This window comes from Pseudomonas sp. TWI929 (assembly GCF_039673335.1).
GTDB lineage: Bacteria > Pseudomonadota > Gammaproteobacteria > Pseudomonadales > Pseudomonadaceae > Aquipseudomonas.
Genome location: NZ_JBDJLK010000011.1, coordinates 26728 through 41469, shown reverse-complemented (window position 1 = coordinate 41469; position 14742 = coordinate 26728). Strand labels below are relative to the sequence as shown.

At 63.0% G+C, this 14742-nt stretch carries 10 protein-coding genes; 5 read left to right on the top strand and 5 right to left on the bottom strand.

Annotation, left to right across the window (positions count from 1 at the left end; all coding sequences use genetic code 11):
- The first annotated feature begins 112 nt into the window (after positions 1–112).
- Positions 113–469, top strand: a complete 357-nt coding sequence (locus ABE456_RS07480; RefSeq protein WP_346643350.1) for a hypothetical protein — start codon at positions 113–115, stop codon at positions 467–469.
- Positions 470–536: 67 nt separating this feature from the next.
- On the top strand, positions 537–1034 hold the full coding sequence (locus ABE456_RS07475) for a GreA/GreB family elongation factor (protein ID WP_346643349.1): 498 nt from the start codon (positions 537–539) through the stop codon (positions 1032–1034).
- 124 nt (positions 1035–1158) lie between these two features.
- On the opposite strand, the gene gdhA is transcribed toward ABE456_RS07475, so the two are convergent.
- The 3 genes from gdhA to ABE456_RS07460 form a co-directional block, all read right to left on the bottom strand.
- Positions 1159–2499, bottom strand: a complete 1341-nt coding sequence (gdhA, locus tag ABE456_RS07470; RefSeq protein ID WP_346643348.1) for an NADP-specific glutamate dehydrogenase — start codon at positions 2497–2499, stop codon at positions 1159–1161.
- 312 nt (positions 2500–2811) lie between these two features.
- Positions 2812–4479 (bottom strand): energy-dependent translational throttle protein EttA, encoded by a 1668-nt coding sequence (ettA, locus tag ABE456_RS07465; RefSeq protein WP_322365169.1) that lies wholly within the window; start codon positions 4477–4479, stop codon positions 2812–2814.
- Between the two features lie 302 nt (positions 4480–4781).
- Positions 4782–5189, bottom strand: coding sequence for a hypothetical protein (locus tag ABE456_RS07460; RefSeq protein ID WP_346643347.1), 408 nt, complete (start codon positions 5187–5189; stop codon positions 4782–4784).
- Between the two features lie 248 nt (positions 5190–5437).
- Between ABE456_RS07460 and ABE456_RS07455 the strand changes: the two genes are divergently transcribed.
- The 3 genes from ABE456_RS07455 to ABE456_RS07445 all read left to right on the top strand — a co-directional run bounded on the left by ABE456_RS07455 (position 5438) and on the right by ABE456_RS07445 (position 12090).
- The gene (locus tag ABE456_RS07455) at positions 5438–9268 is read left to right on the top strand and encodes an EAL domain-containing protein (RefSeq protein WP_346643346.1); all 3831 of its coding nucleotides are present in this window, start codon (positions 5438–5440) and stop codon (positions 9266–9268) included.
- 344 nt (positions 9269–9612) lie between these two features.
- Positions 9613–10866 (top strand): serine hydroxymethyltransferase, encoded by a 1254-nt coding sequence (gene glyA, locus ABE456_RS07450; protein ID WP_003247505.1) that lies wholly within the window; start codon positions 9613–9615, stop codon positions 10864–10866.
- A 270-nt stretch (positions 10867–11136) separates the two neighbouring features.
- Entirely contained in the window at positions 11137–12090 is a 954-nt protein-coding gene (locus ABE456_RS07445; protein WP_346643345.1) for a bile acid:sodium symporter, read from the top strand.
- Between the two features lie 44 nt (positions 12091–12134).
- On the opposite strand, the gene bla is transcribed toward ABE456_RS07445, so the two are convergent.
- Together bla and ABE456_RS07435 are read right to left on the bottom strand one after the other, a co-directional pair.
- Entirely contained in the window at positions 12135–13013 is an 879-nt protein-coding gene (gene bla, locus ABE456_RS07440) for a class A beta-lactamase (protein WP_346643344.1), read from the bottom strand.
- Between the two features lie 92 nt (positions 13014–13105).
- On the bottom strand, positions 13106–14035 hold the full coding sequence (locus ABE456_RS07435; RefSeq protein ID WP_346643343.1) for a malate dehydrogenase: 930 nt from the start codon (positions 14033–14035) through the stop codon (positions 13106–13108).
- Positions 14036–14742 lie beyond the last annotated feature (707 nt).

Here is a 14742-nt window from a genome sequence, read left to right as displayed (position 1 = left end):
GCGCGCCGGGACTGAAAGGATGTGACCCTAGCAACTCTTTGACACTGTTTTGACACCCGCCCAACAAATCGCCACCTAGACTTTCCACTGTCAACTGGAGGGCTTTGTGGTTATGTCGCGGTACTGGTTCGGCGTGTGCATTGCGTTGTTGCTGTCAGGTTGCGAAACCACCCACGAGCAGATGGTCAATCACGGTTACCCCCCCGCCTATGCCGATGGCTTCCAGGACGGCTGCAGCAGTGGCCGCCAGGCGGCCGGGCTGATGGTTGGCGGCTTCCGCAAGGACGTGCCGCGCTACCTGCACGAGCGCCAGTACGAAACCGGTTGGGACGATGGCTTCCGCCAATGCCAGGCCATGCAGAACAGCGAAGAACAGCGCCAGTACCACGAGCGCTTCTGGGACCAGCGCGACCGCGAGTGGGAACAGGAAAAGGACCGCGGCGCCGCCAAGGCCTATCGCCACAACTGAGTCGCAAACGGATATCCCTTGAAACCGGCGGCCTGCCATGATGGTCTCCTGCACAAGGAGGCCCTGCATGAGCCGAGCATTCGTCAACGAAGACCAGGCAGCCGCCCAGGCCGACCAACCGGTTGAGCGGCGCGTCAGCGAACAACCCAACTACGTCACCGCCAGTGGCCTGCGCCAGCTGCAAGAGCGCGTGGCCGAGCTGCATGCCCAGCGCAGTGAGCTGCAGGCGCAGGGCGAGCGTGCCGACAAACAGCGGCTGGCCGATACCGAGCGCGACCTGCGCTACTTCAGTGCGCGGGTGCAGAGCGCGCAGGTGGTGCCGGCGGCAACCTCACGCCACAAGGTGCAGATTGGTAGCCGGGTGCGGTTTGTGGATGCGCAGGACCAGGAGCAGGTGGTGCAGTTGGTAGGTGAGGATGAAGCAGATGCTGGGCGGGGGCTGATCAACTGGGGGTCGCCGTTGGGGCGGGCCTTGCTGGGCGCGGGGCCTGGGGATGAAGTGGTTTGGCGGCGGCCGGTGGGGGAGCAGGTGATCGAAGTGGTTGAAGTCATGGGTGAAGGTTGAGGGCCCTGGGGGCTGCTTTGCAGCCCATCGCGACACAAGGCCGCTCCCACAGGAGTACGCAATTCCCTGTGGGAGCGGCCTTGTGTCGCGATAGGGCCGCAAAGCGGCCCCCTACGGCCTCAGATCAAACGACGCCCTGCGCCAGCATCGCATCGGCCACTTTCACGAAGCCGGCGATGTTCGCACCTTTGACGTAGTTGATACGGCCATCGGCCTCTTCACCGTAGTGCACGCAGGCATGGTGAATCGACTGCATGATGTTGTGCAACTTGCTGTCCACTTCACCGGCAGTCCACAGCAGGCGCATGGCGTTCTGCGACATTTCCAGGCCCGACACGGCCACGCCGCCGGCGTTGGAAGCTTTGCCCGGGGCGTACAGGATGCCGGCGTCCAGGAAGATATCCACAGCTTCCAGGGTGGTCGGCATGTTGGCGCCTTCAGCCACGCAGATGCAGCCGTTGCGCAGCAAGGTACGGGCGTCTTCGGCGCCCAGCTCGTTCTGCGTGGCGCATGGCAGGGCGATGTCGCACGGCAGGCTCCACGGGGTCTGGCCCTTGCGGAACTCCAGGCCGAACTGCTCGGCCAGCGCGCTGATGCGGCCGCGCTTGACGTTTTTCAGCTCCATGACCGCATCCCACTGGGCGTCGGTCAGGCCAGCTTCGGCGTACAGGGTGCCTTCGGAGTCGGACAGCGAGATCACCTTGCCGCCCAGGTCCATGACCTTGCGCGCAGCATACTGGGCCACGTTGCCCGAACCGGAAATCGCCACGCGGCAGCCATCGATACGCTTGTCCTGGCGCTTGAGCATTTCTTCGGCGAAGTACACGCAGCCGTAGCCGGTAGCTTCCGGGCGGATCAGGCTGCCGCCGTAGGTCATGCCCTTGCCGGTCAGCACCGACGTGAACTGGTTGGCCAGGCGCTTGTACTGGCCGAACATGAAGCCGATTTCGCGGGCACCCACACCGATGTCACCGGCCGGTACGTCGCAGTCGGCGCCAATGTGGCGGTACAGCTCGCTCATGAACGCTTGGCAGAAGCGCATCACTTCAGCGTCGCTCTTGCCTTTCGGGTCGAAGTCCGAGCCGCCCTTGCCGCCGCCCATGGGCAGCGAGGTCAGGGAGTTCTTGAACACCTGCTCGAAGGCCAGGAACTTCAGCACGCTGAGGTTCACCGACGGGTGGAAGCGCAGGCCGCCCTTGTACGGGCCGATGGCGCTGCTCATCTGGATGCGGTAGCCGCGGTTGACCTGCACCTTGCCCTGGTCATCGACCCAGGAAACACGGAACAGCACAGCACGCTCCGGCTCGACCATGCGCTCGAGGATGCCGGATTGCAGGTAATGGGGGTTGGCTTCAAGGAATGGCCACAGGGTGCGCAGCACCTCTTCCACCGCCTGGTGGAATTCCGGTTGGCCTGGGTCACGCTGCTGGAGGCGTGCAAGGAAATTGTCGACAGATTCGATCATGGTAGACATCTCACCGAAGGGTTTGGACTTATTGGTTTTTTCAGGAATGTACCAAGAAGCAATCGCACCGGAATAGGGCGAAATGTCGTTTTTTTGAAATTATTTGGTGCGTTTTTATAAATGTATACAAAATCAAGCTTCACCGGTGGCTTCTTCGCGGGTAAACCCGCTCCCACATGGGCCTTGTTCAGGGCTTGAGGCAGCAGGTTTCCCTGTGGGAGCGGGTTCACCCGCGAAGAAGCCCGCGCCGTTTTCAGCCAGGCACAAAAATGGGGCCACCCAGGGCCCCATTCTTGTGCATCAAAAGCTGGCTTACTGGGCCAGCTTCTTGTGCCGTACCCGGTGCGGCTGGGCAGCGGCATCACCCAGGCGCTTCTTGCGGTCGGCTTCGTACTCGGTGTAGTTACCTTCGAAGAACACCACGTTCGAGTCGTCTTCGTACGCCAAGATGTGGGTAGCCACACGGTCCAGGAACCAACGGTCGTGGGAAATCACGATCGCGGCGCCCGGGAAGTCCAGCAGGGCTTCTTCCAGCGAACGCAGGGTTTCAACGTCGAGGTCGTTGGACGGTTCGTCGAGCAGCAGGACGTTACCGCCCTCCTTCAGGGTCAGTGCCAGGTGCAGGCGGCCGCGCTCACCACCAGACAGGTCCTTGACGAACTTCTGCTGGTCGCCACCCTTGAAGTTGAAGCGGCCAACGTAAGTACGCGACGGGATCTCGTAGTTACCGATGCGGATCATGTCGGAACCGTCGGAAACCTGCTGGAACACGGTCTTGCCACCGTCCAGGTCCTCACGGCTCTGGTCCACGCAGGCCAGCTGTACGGTTTCACCGATCTCGATGCTGCCCGAATCCGGCTGTTCCTTGCCCATCAGCATGCGGAACAGGGTCGACTTACCGGCACCGTTACCACCGATCACGCCGACGATGGCGCCTTTAGGCATGGCGAACGACAGGTTGTCGATCAGCACGCGGTCGCCGTAGCCCTTGGTGACGTTCTTGAACTCGATGACCTTGTCGCCCAGGCGCGGACCAGCCGGGATGTAGATCTCGTTGGTTTCGCTGCGTTTCTGGAATTCCTGCGACTGCATTTCTTCGAAACGCTGCAGACGGGCCTTGGATTTGGACTGACGAGCCTTGGCGCCTTTGCGCACCCACTCCAGTTCCTCTTTCATGGCTTTCTCGTGGGCGCTCTGCTGCTTGGATTCCTGCGCCAGGCGGTCCGACTTGGCTTCCAGCCAGCCCGAGTAGTTGCCTTCGTACGGGATACCGGCGCCGCGGTCCAGTTCCAGGATCCAGCCGGCAACGTTGTCGAGGAAGTAACGGTCGTGGGTAATCGCTACCACGGTGCCCGGGAAGTCGTGCAGGAAGCGCTCCAGCCAAGCCACCGAGTCGGCGTCCAAGTGGTTGGTTGGTTCGTCGAGCAGCAGCATGTCGGGGGCCGACAGCAGCAGGCGGCACAGGGCCACACGGCGCTTTTCACCACCCGACAGGTGCTCGATGCGTGCGTCCCAGGCCGGCAGGCGCAGGGCATCGGCGGCCACGTCCAGCTGACGCTCCAGGTTGTGGCCGTCGGCAGCCTGCAGGATGGCTTCCAGCTTGGCCTGCTCGGCAGCCAGCTTGTCGAAGTCGGCATCCGGTTCGGCGTAGGCAGCGTAGACCTCGTCCAGGCGCGCCTGGGCGTCCTTGATTACGCTGACCGCTTCCTCGACCACTTCGCGAACGGACTTGTTCGGGTCCAGTTGTGGTTCCTGCGGCAGGTAACCAACGTTGATGTCGGGCATCGGACGGGCTTCGCCGTCGAATTCCTTGTCGACGCCCGCCATGATCCGCAGCAGGGTCGATTTACCGGCGCCGTTCAGGCCGAGCACGCCAATCTTGGCGCCAGGGAAGAACGACAGGGAAATATTCTTGAGAATTTCCCGCTTCGGCGGCACGACCTTGCTCAGCCGATGCATGGTGTAGACGTATTGAGCCAAAACCAAGCCCTCTAATCAGATAGGTAAAGACATCGACGATCGCCCCGGCGCGCTGGCCAGGGGGATGTGTTTACGGGGTGTCATTGAACAAAGTCGACCATTCTACGCCAACGCGCGGCGTTGCATAGGAGGGGCGGATGGTGGGGTGAGATCGGGGTGATCCCTGGGGGAAATCTATGGCCTGTACCGGCCTATTCGCGGCTAAAGCCGCTCCCACACGGATAGCACTGCCTTCAAGGACAACGCATTACCTGTGGGAGCGGCTTTAGCCGCGAAAGGGCCGGCACAACAAACAGGATGGCTCAGACGTGACGCTGCCTGGCCTTGCCCCGCGGCAACCGGCAACGGTCGCCCTGCTCGGCCAGGCGCGCGGCCCAGGCGGACTTCACGCTGAAGCTGCCGCTGCGGGCAGGCTGCTGCTCGGCCACCTTGGCCGGCTTGGCGGCCGCAGGCGCTGTGCTGACAACCTTGGCGGCGGGCTTGCTGGCCGCTGCCACGGCAACTGCCGGCTCTGCTGCCGCCTTGGCGGTCTTGCGCAGTTCAGCCAGCGATGGGGTCTTGCTTTTGGCGGCAGCGGCCGCCTCGGGTTTGCTCAGCGAACGCTGGCAAGACTTGCAGGATACGTCCTCGGTCACGGCAGTGCTGACAAGGGTCTGACTGCTGCGCCCACAGGCGGAATCGAGGCCATTGGTGGAAAAGTGAGTAACCAAAACCGAACATCTCCAATGCGTTGTCATGTGAAGCGGGCGCTATTCTCGCACAGGTTGCAGGGGCTTGCCGAACCACCGGGCAGCCACCATCGGTCATCACGACTGGCACTTTGCCATAATCCTAGGCATGCTAGCCCGTTTCGGGTGTCCGGCCTTATAGTGCGCCACCGCGGTCCAGCAGCCAGACACCGGCATACACCGTGCATGATCCATCCCTGCCATCGCCAGCCCTATCGCAGGATCAACGCTTGACCAACCTTACTCATCCGTCGTCATTGCGTTCCGCCCCACCGGCGCCCGCTGCTGCCCTGCGCGGGTCTATCAAGGGTGCGCTGGCGCTGCTGGCCCTGATCCTGCTGGGCCTGCTGCTGTGGCAGCTGTTCGCCCAGTTCAACCATACCCAGAACGACTTGCGCAAACAGAGCCTGGACGCCACCGCCGAACTGGCCGACCACCTGAGCCTGAACATGGCGTTACAGGCGCAACAGGCGGTGAATGTGGTGCAGCCCTACGTCAATGCGCCGACGCCTACGGCTCTGCCCAACCTGCTGGGCACTTTGCGCGAGCGCCTGCCAGCCCTGCAAAGCGTGGCCTGGTTGGACAGCGCCGGGCAGGTAAGGGCCGACAGCCTGGCTGGCAGCCCCGACCGCCAGTTGCTTGACGAGCTGCTCACGCTGAACCAGGGCCGCGCGTACTTCTTCAACAATTCGGCCGACAACAGCACCCTGTACCTGTTGCTGCGCCAGGCCACCGAACAGGACCGCGGCTACTGGCTGCTGCGCCTGTCACCGGCCTACTACAACACCCTCACCGCCCACCTGGATGGCGACGGCCACCCGCTGTGGCTACTGGAAAACAGCCGCAGCGGCGAAGTACTGCAGCGCCATGCGCCAACCAATACCAGTAACGAGCCGCTGCAAAGCGTGATGCTGGCGTTCATCGACAACAGCACCTGGCAGCTGCGTGGCCTGTTCGACGCCAAGCTGACCCAGCAGAAGCTGCTGCCAGCACTGCTCGGCAAATGCCTGCTGGTGCTGTTCTGCGCCCTGCTGCCGGTGCTGGCCCTGATCAACATGCGCCGCCGCCAACGCGCGCTGCAGGAAGACCGCCGGCGCTACCAGGAAATTTTCGAAGGCACCGGCGTGGCCCTGTGCGTGCTCGACCTGTCCAGCTTGCCCGGCCAGCTCGACCGCTACCACCTGCGCAACCGCGCCGCGCTCAAGCACAGCCTGGCCCTGGACCCGAACCTGCGCCGCTCGCTGTTGCAGGAGCTGAAGATCACCGAGGTCAACCAGGTGACGCGCCAGCTGCTGAACATCGACAGCCACGAAGGCGCCTGGCAGCGCCTGATCGACGGCACTGGCGATGGCCGCGACAGTGTTGGCATGCAACTGATTGACGCGCTGATCGAACAACGCTCGCTGCTGGAGCTGGAAGTGCGCCTGCCAGCACCGCTGGGTGGCGAGCTGCACCTGTGGCTGATGGCGCGCCTGCCGCAACAACGCCGCGACTACCAGGCGGTGATCCTCAGCATCAGCGACATCACCAGCCGCAAGCAGGTGGAGCTGTCACTGCTGGAGCGCGAAAGCTTCTGGTCGGATGTGGTGCGCACCGTACCCGACCAGCTATACGTGCAGGATGTGCTCAGCCAGCGGATGATCTTCAGCAACCGCCACCTCGGCCAGACCTTGGGCTACGACCGTACCGAGCTGGCGCAGATGGGTGACCGCTTCTGGGAGATGCTGTTGCACCCCGAAGATGCTGCCCACTACCAGGCCCTGCGCCAGCAACAGCGCGACACCGGCCATGACCTGCCGCTGCACTGCCAGCTGCGCTTCCGCCACCGTGATGGCGGCTGGTGCTGCTACGACATCCGCGAACAGGTGCTGACCCGCGACGCCGATGGCTTGGCGACGCGCATCATTGGCGTGGGCAAGGACGTGACGGTGCAGATCGCGGCCAGCCAGTCGCTGCGCGACAGCGAACAGCGCTACCGCATGCTGGCCGAAAGCATCAGCGACGTGATCTTCTCCACCGACAACCTGCTCAAGCTCAACTATGTCAGCCCCTCGGTGCAGAGTGTGCTGGGTTACCAGGCCGATTGGATCTTCGCCAACGGCTGGCAGTCGATCATCGCCAACCCGGCCCAGCTCACCGGCATCTACAGCCTGATGGAGCGCGTCAGCAAGGCCATCGGCGACCCGGCCCAACTGGCCCAGCTGCGCAGCCAGCTACCCAGCCAACTGTTCCTGTTCGACTGCCTGCGCGCCGATGGCCGCAAGATACCTATCGAGCTGCGCCTGGTGCTGGTGTGGGACGATGAAGAACGCTTTGAAGGCGTGCTCGGGGTGGGCCGCGACATCAGCCAGCAACGTCGCGCCGAAAAAGACCTGCGCATGGCGGCCACGGTATTCGAGCACTCCACCTCGGCAATCCTCATCACCGACCCGGCCGGCTATATCGTCCAGGCCAACGAGGCGTTCAGCCGGGTCAGTGGCTATGCCGTCAACGAAGTGCTCGACCAGTTGCCCGGCATGCTCACGGTGGACCACCAGCAGGAAGGCCACCTGCGCTACGTGGTAAAGCAACTGCACCAGCGCGGCAGCTGGGAGGGCGAGGTGTGGCTAAAGCGCCGCGACGGCGACCACTACCCAGCCTGGGTTGGCATTACCGCGGTACTGGACGACGAAGGCGACCTGGCCAGCTACGTGTGCTTCTTCACCGATATCAGCGAGCGCAAGGCCAGCGAACAGCGCATTCATCGCCTGGCCTACTACGACGCCCTCACCCACCTGCCCAACCGCACGCTGTTCCAGGACCGCCTGTACAACGCTTTGCAACAAGCCGAGCGGCAAAAGGCCTGGGTGGTGCTGATGTTCCTCGACCTGGACCGCTTCAAGCCGATCAACGACTCCCTCGGCCATGCCGCCGGCGACCGCATGCTCAAGGACATGGCCCTGCGCCTGCTGGCCTGCGTGGATGATGACGACACCGTGGCGCGCATGGGTGGCGACGAGTTCACCCTGCTGCTGCAACCGCGCCCCACCCGCGAGATGGCGCTCAACCGCGCCATCCACGTGGCCGAGAACATCCTCGGCAGCCTGGTGCGGCCGTTCGTACTGGAAAACCGCGAGTTCTTCGTCACCGCCAGTATCGGCATCGCCCTGAGCCCGCAGGATGGCGGCGAGTTGAGCCAGCTGATGAAAAACGCCGACACCGCCATGTACCACGCCAAGGAACGCGGCAAGAACAACTTCCAGTTCTACCAGGCCGAGATGAACGCCAGCGCCTTGGAACGCCTGGAGCTGGAGAGCGACCTGCGCCATGCCATGGAGCAGAACGAGTTCATCCTCTACTACCAGCCGCAGTTCAGTGGCGACGGCAAGCGCCTGACCGGCGCCGAAGCGCTGCTGCGCTGGCGCCACCCGACCCGCGGCCTGGTGCCACCGGGCGACTTTATCCCGGTAATCGAAGAACTGGGGCTGGTAGTGGACGTGGGCGACTGGGTACTGCGCGAGGCCAGCCGCCAGCTCAAGGCCTGGCACAAGGCCAAGGTGCGGGTGCCGAAGGTGTCGGTGAACATTTCGGCGCGGCAATTTTCCGACGGCCAATTGGGCACGCGCATCGCCACCATTCTGGAAGAAAGCGGCCTGCCGCCAGCCTGCCTGGAACTGGAACTGACCGAGAGCATCCTGATGCGCGAGGTGAACGAGGCACTGCAGATTCTAGCCAGCCTGAAAAACCTCGGCCTGAGCATTGCGGTGGACGACTTCGGCACCGGCTACTCGTCGCTCAACTACCTCAAGCAGTTCCCCATCGACGTGCTGAAGATCGACCGCACCTTCGTCGACGGCCTGCCCGAAGGCGAGCAGGATGCGCAGATTGCCCGGGCGATCATCGCCATGGCCCACAGCCTCAACCTGGCGGTAATCGCCGAGGGCGTGGAAACCCACGAACAGCTGGAGTTCCTGCGCGAGCACGGTTGCGACGAAGTGCAGGGCTACCTGTTCGGGCGGCCGATGCCGGCGCATCAGTTCGAGGCGCAGTTCGCCAACGAGACATTGTTCATGTTCCATTGAGCCCGCCGCCTCACGGATTGCGCGGACTCTTGTGGGAGCGGCCTTGCGTCGCGAAAGGGCTGCACAGCAGCCCCAGGATTTCAGCGTAGAAGCACAAATTGCTGGGGCTGCTGTGCAGCCCTTTCGCGACGCAAGGCCGCTCCCACAAAGGACCGCGTTGAGGCCTAGGTCTGCGCCTGGAAAAACGGACCTTTGAGTCAACTCCCGCGCCCGCCCAGCCCAGACACGGCGCGGGATGCAACATGAAGCCCATTGGTCCGCGACTTGATGCCACTTCATATGCCAGCCGCGAATCAATCGGTTAGAATGCCCGCCTAACTCACCCCCGATCCTTGAGGACCGCCATGTTCAGCCGTGATTTGACCATTGCCAAGTACGACGCCGAGCTCTTCGAAGCCATGCAGCAAGAAGCCCTGCGCCAGGAAGAGCATATCGAGCTGATCGCTTCGGAAAACTACACCAGCCCGGCAGTCATGGAAGCCCAGGGCTCGGTCCTGACCAACAAGTACGCCGAAGGCTACCCAGGCAAGCGCTACTACGGTGGTTGCGAGTACGTCGACGTCGTCGAGCAACTGGCCATCGACCGTGCCAAAGAGCTGTTCGGCGCCGACTACGCCAACGTCCAGCCGCACGCTGGCTCCCAGGCCAACGCTGCCGTCTACCTGGCCCTGCTGTCGGCCGGTGACACCATCCTGGGCATGAGCCTGGCCCACGGTGGCCACTTGACCCACGGTGCTTCGGTAAGCTCCTCGGGCAAGCTGTACAACGCCATCCAGTACGGCATCGACGGCAACGGCCTGATCGACTACGACGAAGTCGAGCGCCTGGCTGTCGAGCACAAGCCGAAGATGATCGTTGCCGGCTTCTCGGCCTACTCGCAGGTTCTGGACTTCGCCCGCTTCCGCGCCATCGCCGACAAGGTCGGTGCCTACCTGTTCGTCGACATGGCCCACGTTGCTGGCCTGGTTGCCGCTGGCGTGTACCCGAACCCGGTGCCGTTCGCCGATGTGGTCACCACTACCACCCACAAGACCCTGCGCGGCCCGCGCGGTGGCCTGATCCTGGCCCGTGCCAACGCCGACATCGAGAAGAAGCTGAACTCCGCTGTGTTCCCAGGCGCCCAGGGCGGCCCGCTGGAGCACGTCATCGCGGCTAAGGCCATCTGCTTCAAGGAAGCCCTGCAGCCTGAGTTCAAGGCTTACCAGCAGCAAGTGGTGAAAAACGCCCAGGCCATGGCCAGCGTGTTCATCGAGCGTGGTTTCGACGTGGTTTCCGGCGGCACCCAGAACCACCTGTTCCTGCTGTCGCTGATCAAGCAGGAAATCTCCGGTAAGGACGCTGACGCCGCCCTGGGCAAAGCCTTCATCACCGTGAACAAGAACTCGGTACCGAACGACCCACGTTCCCCGTTCGTCACTTCGGGCCTGCGTTTCGGCACCCCAGCCGTTACCACCCGTGGCTTCAAGGAAGCCGAGTGCAAGGAACTGGCCGGCTGGATCTGCGACATCCTGGCTGACCTGAACAACGAAGCGGTGATCGACGCCGTACGTGAGAAGGTCAAGGCCATCTGCAAGAAGCTGCCGGTTTACGGCAACTGATCGGGCGCTAGCCTGCAGTGAAGAAGCCCGGCCCAGTGCCGGGCTTTTTCGTTTCGGGCTCTCAGACCTGACGCGATCCCTGTAGGAGCGGCCTTGTGTCGCGAGAGGACCGCAAAGCGGTCCCGGCGATCTTGTTGGTAAAGCTGCAATCGTGGGGCCGCGTCGCGCCCCTTTCGCGACACAAGGCCGCTCCTACAAAAATCTGCGGCATCCTTTAGGTAGCGCGTATTACCCTGTGTGCCTTTTCATCCAGCAAGCACAGGCCCCACCTTGACCAGAGAGCAACTCGAAACCCGGCAAATCCCGATCTACTTCGCCGCTGTGCTCGCCGCCGTCGCCTTTGGCCTGCTGGCCAGCGACACGGCACGCCACCTTGAGGCCCTGGTCACCCCCGCCATCGCCGTGTTGATGTACGCGATGTTCCTGCAGATTCCTTTCCTCGACCTGCGCCAAGGTTTGGGCAACCGCCGCTTCATCGGCGCCCTGTTGCTGGCCAACTTCATCCTTCTACCACTGCTGGTCTGGGCCATCACTCGCGGCCTGGTCGCACACCCGGCGATCCTCGTCGGTGCCTTGCTGGTGCTGCTCACACCGTGCATCGACTACGTGGTGGTGTTCACCCACATCGGCAAAGGCGATTCGCGCCTGACCTTGGCCGCCACCCCCGTGTTGCTGTTGCTGCAACTGGTCTTGCTGCCGGTGTACCTGGCGCTGATGCTGGGTGACAGCAACAACGTGGTCATCTCCATCACCCCGTTCGTGGAAGCCTTCGTGCTGTTGATCGCGCTGCCGCTGATGCTCGCCGTGCTCACCAGCGCCGGGGCCCGTCGCTCCCGTGCAGTCGCGGCCTGGAACGATGCCTGGGCGTGGCTGCCGGTACCGGCGATGGCCTTGGTACTGGTGGTGGTGATCGCTTCGCAGATTGCCGTGGTACTGCGCGACTTCGAGCGTTTGCTGCCGGTAATTCCGGTGTACATCGGCTTCATGCTGCTGGCGCCTGCGCTAGGTTTCATCTCGGCCCGGCTGCTGCGCCTGCCGGCCACCGAGGCACGCTCGGTGACCTTCAGCGCTGCCACGCGCAACTCGCTGGTGGTGCTGCCGCTGGCACTGGCATTGCCCGAAGAAATGCGCACCCTGGCGGCGGCAGCTGTCATCACCCAGACACTGCTCGAACTGGTGGCCGAACTGATCTACGTGCGGGCAGTGCCCCGGCTGGTGCACTGACCCGGCGCAGTGTCGGTTGCCACCAGGGCGCCAGAGCGCGCTTCTCAGCCGCCGTGCCAAGTCTGCACGACCACCCGCGTGGCAGCTGCGACAGGTTCACTGCGCCAAGCTGCTGCCTTTTCTGCTGCCCGGCTGAACACCACCAGAATCCAGGGCGCGCGCCCTTGCGGCCAGATGATTGCCACGTCGTTGGCCACACCGTAATCCCCGGAGCCGGTCTTGTCGCCGACTACCCACCCCTCAGGCACACCCGCACGGATACGGGTATCGCCGGTGGTATTGCCTTTCAGCCAACTGCTCAGCTGTACACGGGCAGCAACGGGTAGCACGTCGGTCAGTAGCAGGCGCTGAAGGGTCTGCCCCATTGCCATTGGGGTGGTGGTGTCCCGCAGGTCACCGGGGATGGCCGTATTCAGCTCAGGCTCATTGCGGTCCAGGCGGAATACAGCGTCGCCGAGCCCACGGGCGAAAGCCGTCAGCCCTGCCGGGCCGCCGACCTGTTCGAGCAACAGGTTACCTGCGGTGTTGTCGCTGTATTGCACCGTGGCGGCGCACAGCTCGGCAACGGTCATGCCCTTGCCCACGTGCTTCTCGGTGATGGGGGAATACACCACCAGTTTTTCTTTTGCGTACGGAATGCGGCGCTGCAGCAGCCCCGGGTCTTTTTGGCTCTGGTGCAGAATTGCGCCTGCCAGTATGGCCTTGAAGGTACTGCAGAAAGCGAAGCGCTCTTCGGCACGATAGGCCAACTGCTTGCCGGTGGCAGTGTCGAGCGCCCACAGGCCAAGGGTGACGCCGGCAGCCTGCTCCAGTTGTTGCAGCTGCTGACTGAGCGGGTTGGCTGCCCAGGCAGGCAGCGCCAGCGTGGCCGCACAGCCAAGGGCGCCCTGCAGCAGGTGACGGCGGTGGATAGACGGGTTCATAGCGGCTCCCACAAAATCGAAGCTGGGGAGACTAGAGCGTTTTCCCCCTGATACAAAGCCGCCAAATCCGAAACGCTAGCCTGTGGCGCTGCTCACAGCGCCTTCATCTCGGCAATATCCCGCGCCACCTGATCGGCCGAATGGTCGAACATCGCCTGCTCCTGAGCATCCAGCGGCAACTCGACGACCTGCGCCAGCCCCTTGTCCGACAACACACAGGGCACGCCCATGGCAATGTCCTGGCGCCCGTACTCGCCTTGCAGTATCGCCACCGCCGGCAGAATACGATTGCGCCCATTGGCGATGGCATCGACCATTTGCGCAATGGCCACGCCCGGTGCATCGCAAGCGCTGCCCATCTTTTTCAGGCCCAGAATCTCGCCGCCACCCTTGCGTGTGCGCTCGACAATCTGCTCGATCTGCTCACTGGACAGGAAGTGCGACAGTGGCACTGAGCCAATCTGGCAGTAGCGCATCAGCGGCACCATGCTGTCGCCATGCCCGCCCAGCACCAGCGCGGTGATATCCCGGGCAGAAAAGCCGGTTTGCTCGGCAATGAAGCACTTCATGCGCGCGGTATCCAGCACCCCCGCCTGGCCGAACACCTTGTCGCGCCCCAGGCCGCTGACGCTCCAGGCGCGATAGGTCAGCACATCGACCGGGTTCGACACCACCAACACCGTCGCCGCTGGCGCATGGTGTTTGATATCCGCCATGATGCTATCGAGAATCGGCAGGTTGATGCTCAGTACATCCTGCCGCGACTGCCCTGGCTTGCGCGGCACACCTGCGGTAATCACCACCAGTTCTGAACCGTCCAGCATTTCGGCATTGGCCCCGCCGTAAACCCGGGTATCGGAACCCGACTCCACTGCGGCCTGCCACACGTCCAGCGCCTTGCCCTGCGCCAACTCACCTTGCACATCCATCAACACCAGCTCACGGCACAATTCATCCCGGGCGATGATCTGAGCCGCCGCCTCGCCGACCAAGCCGGCACCCACGATTGTTAGCTTGTTCACCAGACACCTCCTAGCGGCGCGCGCCACCAGGAACACGCCTGCGTATACAGATGAAGTATTGCCCGCTGAAGCTAAAAGGCCACCGAAGTTTGATGCCAATCAGGCAAACGGCTTGGGCCGTGTTGCAACCCATCGCCAACGCCCACTCTGGGCCCTTGCGCAAACAGCCCACGTCATCTGATAACAAACTGATACACACAAGAACCGCATCAACACACAACGGGTTGAATTTGATGATCAATATTTTTATGGGTGCATGTTTTCATCACTACAACTGGTGAGTCATGTTTGGCCCTACGAACAGACGGGCAAGTTTGTCGACAAGATCAACCTTTCCGAAATGGGCAAAGACCGCGCATACGCACAAGCGCTGCTGTTCGGCCCGGACAAGAGTTACCAGGAGGTTGTTGCGGGTGGGCCAAACCTTGTGCGGTGCTTCTGCGGGGACGGCTCGGTTGTAGAGCAATGTGCAACGCTGGATTGCTTCTCCAGCCCCGAAGTGGATGCGGTTTGCGGCCCCATCTGCGAAAACCGCGGCGGTGAAGCGGGCACTGCATGCCTGGGGGGTGATCCGCAATGTGCAGCCCTATCGCAAACACCGGCTGCTGGCGCACCTGCGCTGGGCAAAAGGCAACCGCCAGGCCAGCTTGGGCGTTGGGCATAAGTGAATTGCGCAGGGCCTGCGCGATTGCACGTAATGCTCCGGG

What these genes read in the sequence shown, in the direction of transcription:
- gdhA (WP_346643348.1), bottom strand. Translation starts at nt 2,499, where the DNA reads ATGATCGAATCTGTCGACAATTTCCTTGCACGCCTCCAGCAGCGTGAC.
- bla (WP_346643344.1), bottom strand. Translation starts at nt 13,013, where the DNA reads ATGAACCCGTCTATCCACCGCCGTCACCTGCTGCAGGGCGCCCTTGGC.
- ABE456_RS07480 (WP_346643350.1), top strand. Translation starts at nt 113, where the DNA reads ATGTCGCGGTACTGGTTCGGCGTGTGCATTGCGTTGTTGCTGTCAGGT.
- ABE456_RS07475 (WP_346643349.1), top strand. Translation starts at nt 537, where the DNA reads ATGAGCCGAGCATTCGTCAACGAAGACCAGGCAGCCGCCCAGGCCGAC.
- glyA (WP_003247505.1), top strand. Translation starts at nt 9,613, where the DNA reads ATGTTCAGCCGTGATTTGACCATTGCCAAGTACGACGCCGAGCTCTTC.